This is a genomic window from Arthrobacter sp. FW306-06-A, assembly GCF_021870055.1.
Classification (GTDB): domain Bacteria; phylum Actinomycetota; class Actinomycetes; order Actinomycetales; family Micrococcaceae; genus Arthrobacter.
In genome coordinates this window covers 2,910,371-2,925,136 of record NZ_CP084552.1, presented here as the reverse complement: position 1 = coordinate 2,925,136, position 14,766 = coordinate 2,910,371, and the positions used below count along the sequence as shown (strand labels likewise).

Here is a 14,766-nt window from a genome sequence, read left to right as displayed (position 1 = left end):
TTACGACCGGTGCTCGTTTCACGCGCGACGTGCAGTCGATAAAGCCAAGAAAAGGGCCCGATTTTGACCAGGTAAGGGAAGAGAATTACCCGGTTGTACTTTAGCACCGGGCATGGCGCGAATTGCTGCTGGCTATATGCACCGGGAGTCCGCGCCGAAATGTGGCCTGCACCCGGGCCGGGCCGAAATGCTCTAGTACTCCGGGCCGCCGCCCCGCTATCTTCGGAGCATGCACAACGACGCGCTGCAAACGCCTACCGAAGTCCTGGATGCAGGAACGTGCTGGGACCTCCTCCGGGGCGTGTCCGTCGGACACCTGGCCGTACTGGTGGACGGGTATCCGGAAGTCTTCCCGGTCAATTACAAGGTGGATCAACAGTCAGTTGTTTTCCGCACCGGGGAAGGTACCAAACTGCGCGCAGCCGGGGGACCGCTAGCCGTCGCGCTTGAAGCCGACGGCCATGACGCATCCAAGGCATGGAGCGTGCTGGTCAAGGGCAGAGCGGTCACCCTGGAGCCCTCAGAGGAACTCCTGGCGGGGGCCGGGCTGACACTTTTCCCTTGGCAGGCTGGCGAAAAGGATCACTTCGTCCGAATCGTCCCCACCTCCGTCAGCGGACGGCGCTTCACCATCACATCCCCGCTTACGTGGTGGAACCATGTGGGACACGCGGCACGCAGGGACACTGCTTAGTCGGCGCCGGGCCCATCGGCCCTTTCCGGAACCCGGGCTTGCTGGTACCACTTACCTATGATCGGGTCGCCCACCGCCGCTGCCGCCAAACCACCATTCGACGCCGTCATTTTCGACCTCGACGGGGTGGTCACCAACACGGCGCTGGTCCACCAGGCAGCATGGAAAGACGCGTTTGAGCGGATCCTGCATGACCCCAGGGTTCCGGCGGACGCCAACCGTGCCCCCCTCAGCAGGGCTGACTACCTCACCTTCATTGACGGGATGCCGCGTGAGGAAGGGGTGGTGCGGTTCCTCGCCGCCCGCGGAGTCAAGGTTGAAAAGGGGAAAGAGACCGACGAGGCCGGAGCCTGGACCGGATTCGGCCTGGGGGCCTGGAAGAACGAATACTTCCTGCAGCACCTCCGCGATGACGGCGTCCAGAGCTACCCCGGAACACTGGAACTGCTGCAACGGCTTGCGGGCGCGGCGGTGCCAACCGCCGTGGTCACCTCAAGCCGGAACGCCTCGCTGGTCCTGCAAGCGGCAGGCATCCATGATTTGTTCCAGGCAGTGATGGACGGAACGACGGCGGCCGGGCTGGGTCTGCGCGGAAAGCCGGCACCGGACGTTTTTCTTGAGGCCGCATCACGGCTGGGGGTGGCTCCGGCACACGCCGTGGTGGTGGAGGATTCGGCGGCGGGGGTCGAGGCCGGCCGGCGCGGCGGCTTCGGCCTCGTGGTGGGAATCGACCGCACCGGGAACCGCCGCCAGCTCGAAGCGGCCGGTGCCGGAATCGTCCTCAACGACGTGGGAGAGCTGGACCTGGGACAAGTCATCGGCAACGCATGGCACCTCGTCTACGAAGGTTTCGACGCCGCGCACGAGGGGCACCGGGAAGCGCTGACCACGATGGGCAACGGTTACATGGGCGTGCGGGGAGCGGCACCCGAGGGCGGACCCTTCAGCTACGCGGGGATGTATCTTGCGGGCGTTTACAACCGGGTCCTCGCCAAGGCCGCCGGCGAGACGCTGCTGGAAGAACACATGGTTAACGCACCCGATTGCCTGCCGCTTGATTTGCGCCTGTCCGGCCAGCCGTGGTGGTCGGAAGGCGGAATGACCGTCATCCGCGAGCGCCGTGTCCTGGACCTTAGAAAGGCGTTGCTCGAACGGAGGCTGCTGTTGGAGGGCGCAGACCACCGGCGCCTGGAAGTGGTGCAGACCCGCTTTGCATCCATGGCAGAACCCCACCTGCTTGTCCTTGAAACGGTGATTACTGCGCTGGGCTGGAGAGGTGACCTGGAAGTCCGCAGCGGCATAAATGCCGCCGTGCGCAACGCCAACCTGCCTGAACACGCCCAGGGCTCCGACACCCATCTCGCTGACATGACTGCCCCGCGTGGCTCCAGCCTGGAGCTGCCTTCCGACGGAACCTCCGTCGTCGAAGTGGAAACCACGCAAAGCCTGATCCGCATCGCCGCAGCCTATCGGACATCCCTGTCCCAGGCGGCGAAAGGAAGCGAGGGCGGCAGGAAAGGCGCGTTCCATTTCCATACCCTGCTGCTTTCCCTTGAGGCAGGCGCGACGGCGCGGATCACCAAGACAGTGGCCGTGGTGACGTCCCGCGACCGTGCTATCTCCTCCCCGGCGACTGAGGCCAGGGCCGTGCTCGGGCGCGCAGGCGGTGACTATGATGCGTTGCTGGCGGCGCACGAGGATGCCTGGCGGCGCGAAGTCCGGCCGTTTTTGGTGGACATCGATGCTCCGGTCCAGGTGAAACTGGTTCTTAACCTGCACATCTTCCATTTGTTGCAGACATTGACCCACCACACGGCCGAACTCGACGCCGGCGTCACCGCGCGCGGCCTGCATGGCGAAGGCTACCGCGGCCACGTCTTTTGGGATGAGCTGTTCGTCCTGCCGGTGCTCACCTCAAGGACGCCCGACATTGCCCGCTCCGTGCTCGATTACCGGTGGCGGCGGCTTCCCGCTGCCCGGCATGCTGCAGTGATGGCGGGACTGGAAGGAGCCAAGTTCCCATGGCAGAGCGGCAGTGACGGGACCGAGGAGACGCCAAAATGGCTGTACAACGAAAGGTCCGGAAGGTGGGTGAAGGACCACTCGCATCTGCAGGTCCACTCGGGGCTGGCCGTTGCCTTCAACGCCTGGCAGTACTTCCAGGCCACTGGGAACAAGATTTGGCTCCTCCAAAAGGGGGCCGAGCTGGTGATCGAGGTTGCCAGGTTCTTCCGATCCCTGGCCTGCTACGACGAGCAGGGCGGCCGGTACCACCTGCGCGGCGTGGTGGGACCGGACGAATACCACACGGGGTACCCTGGCCGGGACAAACCAGGCCTGGACGATAATGCCTACACCAACGTCATGGCCGCGTGGGTCTGCGCCCAGGCGGCGGGCATCATGTCCTTCCTCCATGGCAGCGAGCGTGCCGGGCTCATGGAACGCCTCGGTGTCACCGATGAGGAAACAGCCGGGTGGGCGCACATGGGAAGCGCGATGTACGTCCCCTTTCACAGTGACGGCGTCATCAGCCAGTTCGAAGGCTACGGGGATCTGAAGGAGCTTGATTGGGAGCATTACCGGGACGAGTACGGTGACATTGAACGCCTGGACCTGATCCTGGAAGCCGAGAACGACGCGACCAACTGCTACAAACTGGCAAAACAGGCGGATGTCCTGATGCTGCCGTACCTGCTGGGCCACGAAGGACTGGTCAGCATGCTTCAGCGGCTGCATTACGGGTTCGGGCAGGAACAACTCAACCGGACCATTGAGTACTACCTCGCCAGGACGGCCCATGGCTCCACGCTAAGCAGGGTTGCACACGCATCCGTCCTGGCAGGCCTGGACGCGGACAGGGCCTGGGACAGCTTCCGGGAAGCGCTCGACGCCGATTTGGACGACACCCAGCACGGCACCACCCGCGCGGGGATCCATTTAGGCGCAATGGGCGGCACGATCGACGTGGTGCAGCGCAGCTTCGCGGGCCTGCGGTTCAGCGGGGAGACCATCGTGTTCGCCCCCAACCTGCCCACGGGTCTTCGCGGCGTGGCCTTCGAAGTCCTGTACCGGGGGCACCGGCTTCGGGTGCATCTCAAGGATGGGCGGATGAGCATCGCCTCCGCCCCTGGCGACGCCGGCCCCATCAAGGTGCATGTGTACGGCACCGACGTTGTCCTGCCTCCCGGCCGGACCCGGCACTTCCCGTTGCCTGCCCGGGCCCCCGGACTGGCGGCGTCGTGAAACGGCTGGGAATCCTCACCAGTGGTGGTGACTGCCCGGGGGTCAATGCGGTCATCCGCGGAGCCGTACTGGGCGGGGACGTGGCGCACGGATACGAATTCCTGGGGTTCAGGGACGGATGGCGGGGTGTCCTTGAACAGGACGCCGTTCCTTTGCCCCGGACGAGCGTCCGTGGGATCTCGCGCCTGGGCGGAACCATCCTGGGCACGTCGCGAACCAACCCGCTGGTAGGGAAGGGAATCGATGGCGTGCGGAGCTGTTTTCGGCGCAACGGCCTGGAAGGCCTGATCGCCATCGGGGGAGAGGGGACGCTGGCGGCCGCCCGGGAACTGTGCGCGCAGGACATCAACGTGGTGGGGGTGCCCAAGACCATCGACAACGACCTTGGCGCTACGGACTACACCTTTGGCTTTGACACCGCAGTCCAGACTGCCACGGAAGCCATGGACCGCCTGCGGACCACAGGCGAATCCCATCACCGCTGCATGGTGGCGGAAGTCATGGGCCGCAACGCAGGGTGGATAGCCCTGCATTCCGGGATGGCCTCCGGCGCGCACGCCATCCTCATACCGGAGCATCCCGTATCCCTGGACCAGGTCTGTTCATGGGTGGTATCCGCCCGCGACCGCGGCAGGGCTCCCCTTGTGGTGGTGGCCGAAGCCTTCGCACCCGAGGGGCACCCTGCGCCTTACGCCCCCCGCGGCCTGGATACTTTCGGCAGGCCACGACTGGGAGGCATCGGGCTGCTGCTTGAAGGGGAACTACAGATGAGGACCGGCATCGAAACCCGGGCCACGGTCCTGGGCCACATTCAGCGCGGCGGCGAGCCAACGGCCTTCGACCGTGTCCTTGCCACCCGCCTGGGCCTGGCCGCGGTCGAATCCGCAGCAGCGGGACGGTGGGGCACCATGGTGTCGCTGCGTGGCACGGACATCGTGAATGTCGGCCTGGACGAGGCGCTGGGACAACTGAAAGTGGTGCCCGAGGCGCGCTACAAGGAGGCCGCCGTCCTGTTCGGCTGAGGTGGCGCAGTGACGGGAATCGGGCGGCCTGCAGAAACTATTGCACAGCCTGTTCGGGGCGGACCCGCAGGACCGCCGACCCGGTTATCCTGTCCGCCGCCAGGTCTTCCAGGGCCTTATCGGCAGCGGCAAACGGGTACACCGTGGTGGTGAGGGCCAGGGAAAGCCGGGCTGCGAGGGTCAGGAACTCCTGCCCGTCCCTCCTGGTGTTGGCTGTCACGCTGCGCACCTGCCGTTCAAAAAAGAGCTCCCTGGCGTAATCCAGGGCCGGGATGTCGCTCAGGTGGATGCCCGCGATTGTCAGCGTCCCGCCGCGGTCGAGGGCACGCAGGGCGACGGGAACGAGGTCACCTGCCGGTGCAAACAGGATGGCGGAATCGAGCGGTACCGGCGGTTCGGCGTACGCGTCCCCTGCATACTCCGCTCCCAGGTCCAACGCCAGTGACCGTGCGCCCGGGGACCGGGTCATGACGAACACAGAGGCGCCCTGTTTGAGTGCCAGTTGCGCGGTGATGTGGGCTGAACTGCCGAAGCCGTAGATGCCCAGGCGCCCGCCGACCGGCAGGGCTGCGCGTTTCAGGGCGCGGTACCCGATAATTCCGGAACACAGCAACGGCGCAGCTTGTTCGTCGGTAAATGAGGCAGGCAGAGGGTAGGCAAAGTCCTCCGCTACCGTCAGGTGCTCTGCGTAGCCCCCATCCCTGTCCCAGCCGGTAAAGACGGGTGACGAGCAAAGGTTCTCTTCACTTCGGCGGCAGTAGGGGCACCGGCCGCAGGTCCCGCCGAGCCACGCCACGCCAACCCTGTCACCTACTGTGAACCGCGTGCAATCCGCCCCCGTTTCAATGACGACGCCGACTGCTTCGTGGCCTGGCACCACGTGCGGATGCCGCGGCGCCAGGTCTCCTTCAGCGAGGTGGAGGTCTGTCCGGCAGACGCCGCAAACGCTCACTTCCACCAGGAGTTCGCCGGCGGCAGGTCTGGGGGTGGGCCGCTCACCCAGCAGCAGTGGATGGGTGGATATGGGCCCCGGCTGGTTCACCCACCATGCCCGCACAGCGTTCTCCTGTCCGTTGTCCTGCCGGCGTCTCCTGCCCGGCGGCCGCCTATTCGAAGCCGGCGCGGGTTGCGTCGTCCAGCGGGGTTTGCCACAGCAGCGGCGCGTTTACTGTAAAACGCCTCCCCGTGATGGACTCCGGCGTGATGCGGATGAAGTGCTCCTGCCCTACGCCCTGCCAGGGAAACAGGGCACGGCGGATGTCGTCGAGGTCGGGGCCCGTGGGCGTGGTCTCCTGTGCCTTGCCCTTGATAACGACGCTCCAGGCAAGGCCGAACTGCGGGCTGACAGCATCGGCTTCCAGTGCAACCGCGGCATCCGACTGGATTGCCTGCTGCTTGGTGCCGCTGCCGGTGCGGAACACCAGCGTTTGGCCGTCCACCTTGTAGTTGACGGGGAAGACGTCGGGGTGGCCGTCGGCGATGACGGCGAGCCGCCCCACCCCGGTTTGGGAGAGGAGTGTCCAGCATTCCGCCGCGTCAAGGATTTCCGGCGCCGGTACGTTCGTGTTGTCAGTCATAGGCCACAGCGTAGGCAACTCTCCTGCTTGCGGAAAGGGCATAAAGGCCTGGCATGGAAGGAAGGACCTATGGCCCTTGGAGGCCGGCCAGGGCGAATGCGACGCTGTGGGAGAGCCCCGGGAACCTGACTCTTCCTGCGAAAGGTGGCCATGCTGACGCATCTGTTCCTCAACCGCCTGCTGTGGGCTGTTGCCGGACTGCTGGCGCTGGGCGCTGCAGCAACAGGAATATTGCGAATGGAAATCTATGACGGCGTGGTCGCCCCAAGGCTTGTGCCCGGGGCGTACTCCCAGGACCTGCTCTCCCTGGGGGCGGGGCTCGGTCTGCTGTACCTGGCGTATGCAGCCGGGCCGCAAAGGACCAAGCACCAAATTGTGGCCCTTGGGCTCCTCGGCTACCTCTTCTACGCCTACGGAATCTACGTCATCGAGCGGACTTACAACGGCTTGTACCTGCTGTACATGGCCGTCTTCGCACTGTCTTTTTGGGCGCTGGCCACGGCGGGAGCCAGCCTGGACCGCGCAAACCCGTCGGTATCCCTGCCCCGCGCGGTGAGGATTACGTCGGCTTCGGGTGCCATTCTTCAGCCCCTGATTTTCTATCCCCTCTGGATCGGGATGCTCCTGCCCCTCATGGCGACGGGCGATCAAATCGACTCCCTCTACTCAATCTTCATCCTGGACCTTTGCTTCATCATGCCCGGGTTCCTGATCCTGTCCTTCCTGGCATACCGGAACCACCGGACAGGGTTGCTGCTCCTGCCGGCCCTGCAGGTCCTGGGCTTCACGCTCATCTTCTCCCTGGCGGTGGGCGAACTGGTCAAGCCCCTGTTCGGGGCAGCACCGGACGGGGCCGCACTCCTGCAGGCGCTTGCACTCTCGGCGCTGTTCCTGGTGCTGGCAACCGTGCACCTGGCCAAACTCCGGACCGTATGGACACCGGGGAAACGCCTTCCGGGCCGCAAGCCCGGCGAAACGCATCCCGCCGAAAGCCAACACACACAAACGCCACCCGCCTCAACGCAGCCACCGCATGGCCAGCCATCCCAAACCGGCAGGCGGCCGCAAAGCCGGCCCTCACATTAAGGAATTAGCCCATGAAAGCCCTCGTCTACGGCGGACCCGGCGAAAAGTCCTGGACCGACGTCCCGGATCCCCGCATCCAGCAACCCGGCGATGCCATCGTTAGAGTCGATACCACCACCATCTGCGGTACCGACCTGCACATCCTCAAAGGTGACGTACCCGCCGTGCAGAAGGGCCGGATCCTGGGCCACGAGGGAGTGGGGACCGTCGTGGAAACCGGCCCCTCCGTGACGGGCCTGAAAGCCAACGATCGCGTCATCATCTCGTGCATCAAGTCCTGCGGCCACTGCATCAACTGCAGGACAGGCCTGTACTCGCACTGCCTGGGAGCAGAAGGCCAGCAAGGCACCGGATGGATCTTTGGCCACCTGATCGACGGTACCCAGGCCGAGTACGTCCGCGTGCCCTACGCCGAGAACTCGCTGCACCTGTTGCCTCCCGGCGTCAGCGACGAACAAGCAGTCATGCTCTCGGACATCCTTCCCACCGGATTCGAAATAGGTGTCCAGTACGGCCGGGTCAAGCCCGGGGACAGCGTGGCTGTGGTGGGTGCAGGGCCGGTGGGCCTGGCGGCGATCACCACGGCAGGACTGTATGGCGCCGCCACCGTGGTGGCCATTGACCTGGACGCCAACCGCCTCCACAAAGCAAAGGAGTTCGGGGCGACGGACACGGTCCTCTCCGGCAGCGCTGATTGGAAGGAACAGGTCCTTGCCCTCACAGGCGGCTACGGCGTCGACGTGGCCATCGAAGCGGTGGGCGTGCCCGCAACGTTCGCTATGTGCACCGAGATTGTCCGGCCGGGCGGTTCGGTGGCCAACGTGGGCGTGCACGGAAAACCGGTGGAACTGCACCTCGAAGATCTTTGGATCCAGAACATCAACATCAGCATGGGCCTGGTGAATACCAACACCACGCCCATGCTGCTCAAGCTGGTATCACAGGGAAAGATCCGTGCGGAAAAGTTCGCCACCCATCATTTTGGCTTCGATCAGTTCCTCGATGCCTACGACACCTTCTCCCGCGCTGCCGAAACCAAAGCGCTCAAAGTGGTCCTCAAGCCCTGAAGCGTCCAGCTAAACGGGAGAATCCGGTCCAAAGCGGGCCGTACCGAAAGCCAGTTCCTACAACCAGTCGGCGGAAAAATCCACTGGAGGCCACCACCGCGTCCGTGACCTTACCGCGAACGTGCGCCCGGTGAGGTCCGTGGGCGTGAGGGCCACCAGGTGGTCCTTGATACCGGGCTGCCACGGTTCCCGGTCGGCGTCACCGTCCGGCAGGGACATCCGGGTTTCGTCGAAGGGTTCCGGCCTGCCCTTCGCCACCACGCTCCAGACTTCCGTGGCATACGGATTGAGCCCGTCCACCTCGAAGGCGGCAACTGCACCGCTGAGCAGCGCGCGGAGCTTCGTGCCCGGCGCGGTGCGGAAGACCAGCGTTTCCCCAGTCACGGAGAAATTCACGGGAAAGATCTCCGGAACGTCACCGTTGATGACCGCCAGCCTGCCGATGTAGGACGACCGAAGATACTTCCAGCACTCATCGGCGGGCAGGATTTCGGTTTGAGATCCTGCAGGGGAATCAGTCATGGTACCGATCCTAGGGCCTGGACAGCAGCCGCGCACGGGTGGCGGTTTCACCCAAGGCGTAGCGAAGCCGGGACTGGAGATGCCCCGGCCGTCGTTTTCTTCTATAAGGCCCCAACAGGGCAAACCACCGCCACAAGCGTATAGAACGGAACATGGCGGATCAGGGCGGAAACGCAGGCAGGAGGTGCGCCGTGGAGCAGGCGCCGGAACCCCAGCAACCGGAGGACGACGACGTTCTGGATGCCTATTCCCGGACCGTCATGCGGGTAGCGGCTGCGGTGACCCCGCATGTGGCGGCGATCGAGATGACTGCCCAGCGCCGTAATGGCCGGGTCAGGGTGGGAGCGGGCTCGGCCGTACTTTTCACGGAGGACGGCTACCTGCTCACGAATTCGCACGTCGTGGCCGGTACCCGGCAGGGCTACGCTGTCTTTGGCGACGGCACCAGGATGGAACTCGAGCTGGTGGGCGCAGACCCCCTGTCCGATCTCGCGGTGGTCCACGGTTCCCGGCCCAAGGTCCGGCCCGCCGTGTTTGGCGCGGCGGAGACCCTGCGTGTGGGGCAGCTTGTGGTGGCGGTGGGGAACCCCCTGGGTCTGGCAGGTTCCGTGACCGCAGGGGTGGTCAGCGGCCTGGGCCGTGCCATACCTGTCTGGTCAGGCGGTAACCGGCGTGTCATCGAGGACGTCATCCAGACGGACGCGGCCCTGAACCCCGGAAACTCCGGCGGTGCGCTCGCGGACACCCATGCCAGGATCGTGGGCATCAACACCGCGGTGGCGGGCGCCGGCCTGGGACTGGCCATCCCCATCAACGCCACCACCCGCAGGATCATTTCCGCGCTGCTGGCGGACGGGCGGGTGCGCCGCGCCTACCTTGGCCTTGTCAGCACTCCCATCCAGCTCACACCCAGTGCGGTGATCCGGACCGGGCTGCGCGAAGGACTTCGTGTCGTGGAGGTGCTGCCCGGTTCGCCCGCGGACAAGGCGGGCCTGTCCGCAGGGGACATCATCATCACGGCGGGTGGACGCGCCGTGAACAACGCCGAGAGCCTGCAGCGGCTCCTGTTTGCGGACGCCATCGGCCAGCCGCTCGACGTGGCAGTGCTGCGCGACGGCGCCGAACTGCACATCACCGCTGTTCCGGAGGAAATGACGGGAAACGGCACGGCTTAAGGTTCGACGGCGGTCAGGCACCCTGGGCAGGCAACGCCCGGTGACCTACGGACGAACCGGGGGCGCTTCCACGTCCGCGATGCCCACGAAACGGGTCCCCACGCCGTCGTACTCGCTGCGGACGTGGCCGGCGCGGACAGGCGGAACCTCCGCTGGGGCGTGGTGTCCGCACACCACGTACGTAAAGTCGGGCCACCACTTCTTGGGCCGCGCCGCTTCCTCATAGCCACAGACGGCGCATTCCAAGTGCACCCAGACGGGCCGCTTTCCCGTCCGGTTGGCGCGCGACTGCACCAGCCAGGGCGGGGGATTGTCCAGGATGGCACGGAGCTCGGCCTCCGTCATCCACTTGGGCAGGCCATGGCGCTGTGCCATTTCAAGGGGAACATCAAGGGTTATTGCCGCGTCGCGTCTGCTGATCATCACCTTCAACCATACGGGAGGCGGCCAAATCGCCTCGCCGGGCCTGGCCGGGCCGGGCCGGGCTGGAGCCGGGCTCCGGAACTCAGCCGACCAGGGCGATGCCCGCGGCCGCAGCAGCAAAGCCCAACGCAAGGTTGACCGCCACGTTCAGCACCGCCGAGCCGAACCGTGCTTCGCTGAGCAGGCGGATGGTGGCCGTGGTCCAGGAACTGAAAGTGGTGAGCCCTCCGGCCAAGCCGGTGGCCAGACCCAGCTGCCATTCGGTGCCCAGTCCCAGTCCGGTGGTCAGGCCGTGGGAGAGCCCGATGACGAAGCACCCCACCACATTGACCAGCAGGGTGGCCCAGGGCCAGTGCAGGGCTCCGCGGCCGTCCGCGCGGACGCTTCGGATGCTGCTGTGGTGCGCAAACCAGCTGTCCACCCCGAACCGCAGGAGGGCGCCGGCCACGCCAAATACCCCCACCAGGGCCGCAGCGATCATGGCCGGCCATCCCGGCTGCACGATAGGAACCTGCCGGTCCGCCACCCGGCGCCGGCGGCCGCCAGGCCGAGGACCAGGGACAGGCCCAGATAGGTGATCCATACCGGGTGGGCGGAGGCGCGCGCCAGCTGGTCCGAGGCGTAGATGACTGCCGAGAAGGTGGTGAAGGAGCCCAGCAGGCCGGGTCCCACCGCTGCCCGCAGCCAGAATGCCGTGTGCGGGCGGGCCATCCAGACTGTGGTCAGGGCCGCCAGGACGAAACTGCCGCTGATGTTGATGGCCAGCGTGGCCCAGGGGAGGGAGCCGGGTGCGTCCGGGAATGCCAGCCCCAGCCCGTACCGCAGTTCGCTGCCGATCAGCCCGCCGGCGGCCACGGCCAGCCACGCCGAGCCGTTGGGCATCGCCACGTCAGGATCCGCCCAGGACGCAGCCAGGGTGCGGGGTGTCGCTGGAGACCCACAGCGCTGAGGCGATTTCATCGGCCAGGTCGTAGTCCCGGGGCGTGCCCGAACTGCCGATCCGCACCACCATGGGGCCGCCAAACGGGCGCCGTCCCACCACCTCCACCTCGGCATCGAGGTCAATGTCCTGGGCGGCGAGGTACCGCAGCAGCTCTGGGTTGTCATCGCTGATCCGGGTGATCCGGCCGCTGTGGCCTTCGTCCAGTTCGGCGAGCAGGTGGGCGCGCGGCATCAGTACCTGGCCGTCGGCGGTGGGGATGGGGTCGCCGTGCGGGTCCCGCTTAGGGTCCCCGAGCTTCGCCGCGACGCGTTCAATGAACGTGTCCGAGACCGCGTGCTCCAGCTGTTCAGCTTCATCGTGGACCTCGTCCCAGCTGTAGCCAAGGCGCTGGACAAGGTAGGTCTCGATCAGCCGGTGGCGGCGGACCATGGCCAGGGCCAGCCGCAGGCCGGCCTCGGTGAGGGTGACGGCGCTGTACGGCTTATGGTCCACCAGGCCCTGGTCCTTGAGCTTGCGGACCATCTCCGAAACCGAGGAATTGGCCACGCCCAGCCGCTGTGCCAGCTGCGAGGACGTGATGGGCTTGTCCTGCCATTCCGTGAACGAATAGATGACCTTGACGTAGTCCTCGATCGAGGAGGAGGGCGCGCTGGTCTTCACAGGTTCAAGCCTACCGGTTGGGCCGCGGCGGCAGAGTCCGCTGCACTGGTCATGCCTTGACCGCGCGCCAGGCGAGCGTGAGGTAGGGAAGGTGGATCTGCTGGTCCGGGGCGTAGGCAAGGTGCTCGTGCAGGTACCAGTCCAGGTTGGCCAAGACCTTGGCCCTCGTTGCCTCGTTGGCGCGCAGGTAGTAGCTGCGTGACTTGGTGAGCTCCATCAGGTCCGTGGTCGTCACAGTGTCCTGCCAGTGGCTGACGTGTCCCTCGAGACCTTGGAATTCAGGCCCCACGACGGGTTTGTGGCCAGGCCGGTACACGTCACCTGCGTGCATGATCCGGGAAAGGCGGTGTACCCAGGGCACGGAGGTGTCCAGCTGGTTCCATACCAGGCCCAGGGTTCCATGCGGGCGCAGCACCCGGGCGAGTTCGGTACTTGCGGCCAGCGGGTCGCACCAGTGCCACGCCTGGGCAACGGTTACGACGTCGAAGCTGGCGGTGGGAAGGCCGGTCACCTCGGCGGAGCCCACCACAGCTGCGGCGCCCGGGCAGTGGGTCTTCAGCTGGGCGAGCATGTCCGCGGAGGGGTCGACGGCGGTGACGTCCAGGCCCAGGTCCAGCAGCAAGGAGGTGAACTTTCCGGTACCCGCGCCGACGTCCAGTGCCTCATGGGCGCTGGTGGGCACCAGCCAGCGGACCGAGTCTTCCGGATATCCGGGGCGGACGCGGTGGTAGTGCCCGCCGCCGTCCTGGAAGCTCTGGCCAAGCTCCCGGCGCCGCCCGTGATCGAGCCTGGGGCCACCCCGAACCAAGCGTGGCCTCCTTCGTGTGCTGCCGATGTGGACGTCTCTCGAATGTACCGCACGGACGGTCACCGGCTGGTGCCCCAAGGGGCACCCTCTTTGCTGCAGCTGCTCAGTCGTCGATGCAGGGGGCCGCGCCGGCCGTTCCCGGCGTGTTGGGCGCCCAGTGCGGGTAGGTGCGGAAGTCGTTGGCGGGGACCCAGCGCCCGGCGTCCACCACGTAGTCCCACCCCAGCCCGTTGCTGCGCAGCGCACGGATACCGGCGAGGAGGCGTTCGGCATCCTCCAGCCGTGAGCCGACGCCAAAACTTGCGCGGAGCGAACCGGACGGCAGGCCAAGGCGCTTCAGCAGGGGATGGGCGCAGAAGCGTCCATCGCGCAGGCCCACGCCGTGCTCGGCGGCGAGATAGGCGGCCACCAGCCCCGCGTCGTAGCCCTCCACGGAGAAGTTAACCACGCCGATGGTGTCCGTTTCCGGGTTGCTGTCCTTGAAGATCTGGTGCACGGTAACGCCGTCGATGTCCTGCAGGCCCTCCACCAGGAAGGAGCGGATCGCGGCTTTGTGGGCGTGCCACCGGTCCTGGTCGAGCTCAGCAATGACCTGGGTGGCGCGGGCCAGCGTGGCGGCTCCGAGGACGTTCGGCGAGCCCCCCTCATGGCGGGCCGGGCCGCTGGCCCAGCTGACGCCGTCGAGCCTTGCTTCCTTGACCGCGCCGCCGCCGGCAAGGTGCGGGACGCCCGCGTCCAGCCAGTCAGGCCGTCCCACCAGGACGCCGGCGCCGAACGGTGCGTAAAGCTTGTGGCCGGAAAACGCGATGTAGTCGATGTCATCCGTGCTGATGTCCACCCGGCGGTGCGGTGCCAGCTGGGCCGCATCCACCACGATCCGTGCGCCGTGCTGGTGGGCCAGCGCGGCCAGGGCGCGGATGGGAAGGATCTCGCCGGTGACGTTTGAAGCGCCGGTGACGGCCAGCAGGCTGACCCCGCCCTGCTCCAGCTCCGCGCGGACGGCGTCGAGGGTGCCGGTGATCGTCTCCGCGGCCACGATGCTGCGGTGCGGCACGCCCTGCCACGGCAGCAGGTTCGCGTGGTGTTCGATGTCCAGGTAGAGGACATCGCCGTCAGGGCGGCCATGGGTGACCGGGAGGCAACCTGCCAGGAGGTTCAGCGAGTCGGTGGTGTTGCGGGTGAAAATGACCGAGTCGTCCGGGCGTCCGCCGACGAAATCGCGGACGATGGTGCGCGCGTTCTCGTAGACAGAGGTGCTGATCTGGGAGGCGTATCCTGCCCCCCGGTGGACGCTGGCGTAGTAGGGCAGGATTTCGTTCAGGTAGGCGGACACCACGGAGAGTGCAGGGGCCGAGGCGCCGTAATCCAGGTTTGCGTACCGCACGTGGCCGCCGGTGATCAGCGGCGCCTGGATCTCGGCTCCGGTGACTGCCGCGAGGGGCCGGCCGGCAACGGCATGCCGTTCAGCAACTGCCGCTTCGGTGCTGACGGGCTGGGGGGAGACGGTGGCAGTTGTCACAGAGACCTCACTTGAATACAGGACTCC

15 protein-coding genes are annotated in these 14,766 nt (G+C 66.3%); 6 read left to right on the top strand and 9 right to left on the bottom strand.

Features of this window, described 5'->3' with window-relative positions; genetic code table 11:
* The first annotated feature begins 229 nt into the window (after positions 1–229).
* From LFT49_RS13655 to LFT49_RS13645, 3 genes are read left to right on the top strand one after another with little or no spacing between them, the layout of a single operon-like run.
* On the top strand, positions 230–694 hold the full coding sequence (locus LFT49_RS13655; protein ID WP_237428510.1) for a pyridoxamine 5'-phosphate oxidase family protein: 465 nt from the start codon (positions 230–232) through the stop codon (positions 692–694).
* 57 nt (positions 695–751) lie between these two features.
* A complete protein-coding gene (locus tag LFT49_RS13650) occupies positions 752–3,937 on the top strand; it encodes an HAD-IA family hydrolase (RefSeq protein WP_237428509.1) in 3,186 nt (1,061 codons plus the stop codon).
* Positions 3,934–4,959: an ATP-dependent 6-phosphofructokinase gene (locus LFT49_RS13645; protein WP_236798857.1), complete on the top strand. Its 1,026-nt coding sequence runs from the start codon at positions 3,934–3,936 to the stop codon at positions 4,957–4,959. The genes LFT49_RS13650 and LFT49_RS13645 overlap by 4 nt, the downstream gene beginning before the upstream one ends.
* Positions 4,960–4,996: 37 nt before the next feature.
* Here LFT49_RS13645 and LFT49_RS13640 read toward each other — a convergent pair whose 3' ends face one another.
* Both LFT49_RS13640 and LFT49_RS13635 read right to left on the bottom strand, forming a co-directional pair.
* Positions 4,997–6,016: a zinc-dependent alcohol dehydrogenase family protein gene (locus tag LFT49_RS13640; protein WP_236798856.1), complete on the bottom strand. Its 1,020-nt coding sequence runs from the start codon at positions 6,014–6,016 to the stop codon at positions 4,997–4,999.
* Positions 6,017–6,065: 49 nt separating this feature from the next.
* Positions 6,066–6,536 (bottom strand): pyridoxamine 5'-phosphate oxidase family protein, encoded by a 471-nt coding sequence (locus LFT49_RS13635; protein WP_237428508.1) that lies wholly within the window; start codon positions 6,534–6,536, stop codon positions 6,066–6,068.
* A gap of 150 nt (positions 6,537–6,686) precedes the next feature.
* Between LFT49_RS13635 and LFT49_RS13630 the strand changes: the two genes are divergently transcribed.
* Both LFT49_RS13630 and LFT49_RS13625 read left to right on the top strand, forming a co-directional pair.
* Entirely contained in the window at positions 6,687–7,622 is a 936-nt protein-coding gene (locus LFT49_RS13630) for a hypothetical protein (protein ID WP_236820032.1), read from the top strand.
* 11 nt (positions 7,623–7,633) lie between these two features.
* Complete coding sequence (locus LFT49_RS13625) at positions 7,634–8,689, top strand: zinc-dependent alcohol dehydrogenase family protein (RefSeq protein ID WP_236798852.1); 1,056 nt, start codon at positions 7,634–7,636, stop codon at positions 8,687–8,689.
* A 57-nt stretch (positions 8,690–8,746) separates the two neighbouring features.
* Here the strand turns inward: LFT49_RS13625 and LFT49_RS13620 are convergent, their stop codons facing one another.
* Entirely contained in the window at positions 8,747–9,211 is a 465-nt protein-coding gene (locus LFT49_RS13620; RefSeq protein ID WP_236798851.1) for a pyridoxamine 5'-phosphate oxidase family protein, read from the bottom strand.
* 191 nt (positions 9,212–9,402) lie between these two features.
* Here LFT49_RS13620 and LFT49_RS13615 point away from each other — a divergent pair, with 191 nt between their 5' ends.
* The gene (locus LFT49_RS13615) at positions 9,403–10,386 is read left to right on the top strand and encodes a S1C family serine protease (RefSeq protein ID WP_236822041.1); all 984 of its coding nucleotides are present in this window, start codon (positions 9,403–9,405) and stop codon (positions 10,384–10,386) included.
* Positions 10,387–10,431: 45 nt separating this feature from the next.
* Here the strand turns inward: LFT49_RS13615 and LFT49_RS13610 are convergent, their stop codons facing one another.
* From LFT49_RS13610 to LFT49_RS13585, 6 genes are all read right to left on the bottom strand, one after another.
* A complete protein-coding gene (locus tag LFT49_RS13610; protein ID WP_236798849.1) occupies positions 10,432–10,809 on the bottom strand; it encodes a hypothetical protein in 378 nt (125 codons plus the stop codon).
* An 82-nt stretch (positions 10,810–10,891) separates the two neighbouring features.
* Positions 10,892–11,290, bottom strand: coding sequence for a fluoride efflux transporter FluC (locus LFT49_RS13605; protein WP_236798848.1), 399 nt, complete (start codon positions 11,288–11,290; stop codon positions 10,892–10,894).
* Positions 11,287–11,691, bottom strand: coding sequence for a fluoride efflux transporter FluC (locus LFT49_RS13600; protein ID WP_236802893.1), 405 nt, complete (start codon positions 11,689–11,691; stop codon positions 11,287–11,289). Before LFT49_RS13600 ends, LFT49_RS13605 begins: the two co-directional genes overlap by 4 nt.
* Before the next feature lie 7 nt (positions 11,692–11,698).
* On the bottom strand, positions 11,699–12,412 hold the full coding sequence (locus tag LFT49_RS13595) for a metal-dependent transcriptional regulator (protein ID WP_236798847.1): 714 nt from the start codon (positions 12,410–12,412) through the stop codon (positions 11,699–11,701).
* Between the two features lie 49 nt (positions 12,413–12,461).
* Positions 12,462–13,220, bottom strand: coding sequence for a class I SAM-dependent methyltransferase (locus LFT49_RS13590; RefSeq protein ID WP_236798846.1), 759 nt, complete (start codon positions 13,218–13,220; stop codon positions 12,462–12,464).
* A gap of 103 nt (positions 13,221–13,323) precedes the next feature.
* A complete protein-coding gene (locus LFT49_RS13585; protein ID WP_237428507.1) occupies positions 13,324–14,739 on the bottom strand; it encodes an aminotransferase class V-fold PLP-dependent enzyme in 1,416 nt (471 codons plus the stop codon).
* Positions 14,740–14,766: the final 27 nt, after the last annotated feature.

Excerpts from the sequence above, each read along its gene's own strand:
- LFT49_RS13650 (WP_237428509.1), top strand. The coding sequence starts at position 752 with ATGATCGGGTCGCCCACCGCCGCTGCCGCCAAACCACCATTCGACGCC.
- LFT49_RS13610 (WP_236798849.1), bottom strand. The coding sequence starts at position 10,809 with ATGATCAGCAGACGCGACGCGGCAATAACCCTTGATGTTCCCCTTGAA.
- LFT49_RS13630 (WP_236820032.1), top strand. The coding sequence starts at position 6,687 with ATGCTGACGCATCTGTTCCTCAACCGCCTGCTGTGGGCTGTTGCCGGA.
- LFT49_RS13635 (WP_237428508.1), bottom strand. The coding sequence starts at position 6,536 with ATGACTGACAACACGAACGTACCGGCGCCGGAAATCCTTGACGCGGCG.
- LFT49_RS13600 (WP_236802893.1), bottom strand. The coding sequence starts at position 11,691 with ATGCCCAACGGCTCGGCGTGGCTGGCCGTGGCCGCCGGCGGGCTGATC.
- LFT49_RS13620 (WP_236798851.1), bottom strand. The coding sequence starts at position 9,211 with ATGACTGATTCCCCTGCAGGATCTCAAACCGAAATCCTGCCCGCCGAT.
- LFT49_RS13625 (WP_236798852.1), top strand. The coding sequence starts at position 7,634 with ATGAAAGCCCTCGTCTACGGCGGACCCGGCGAAAAGTCCTGGACCGAC.
- LFT49_RS13605 (WP_236798848.1), bottom strand. The coding sequence starts at position 11,290 with ATGATCGCTGCGGCCCTGGTGGGGGTATTTGGCGTGGCCGGCGCCCTC.
- LFT49_RS13655 (WP_237428510.1), top strand. The coding sequence starts at position 230 with ATGCACAACGACGCGCTGCAAACGCCTACCGAAGTCCTGGATGCAGGA.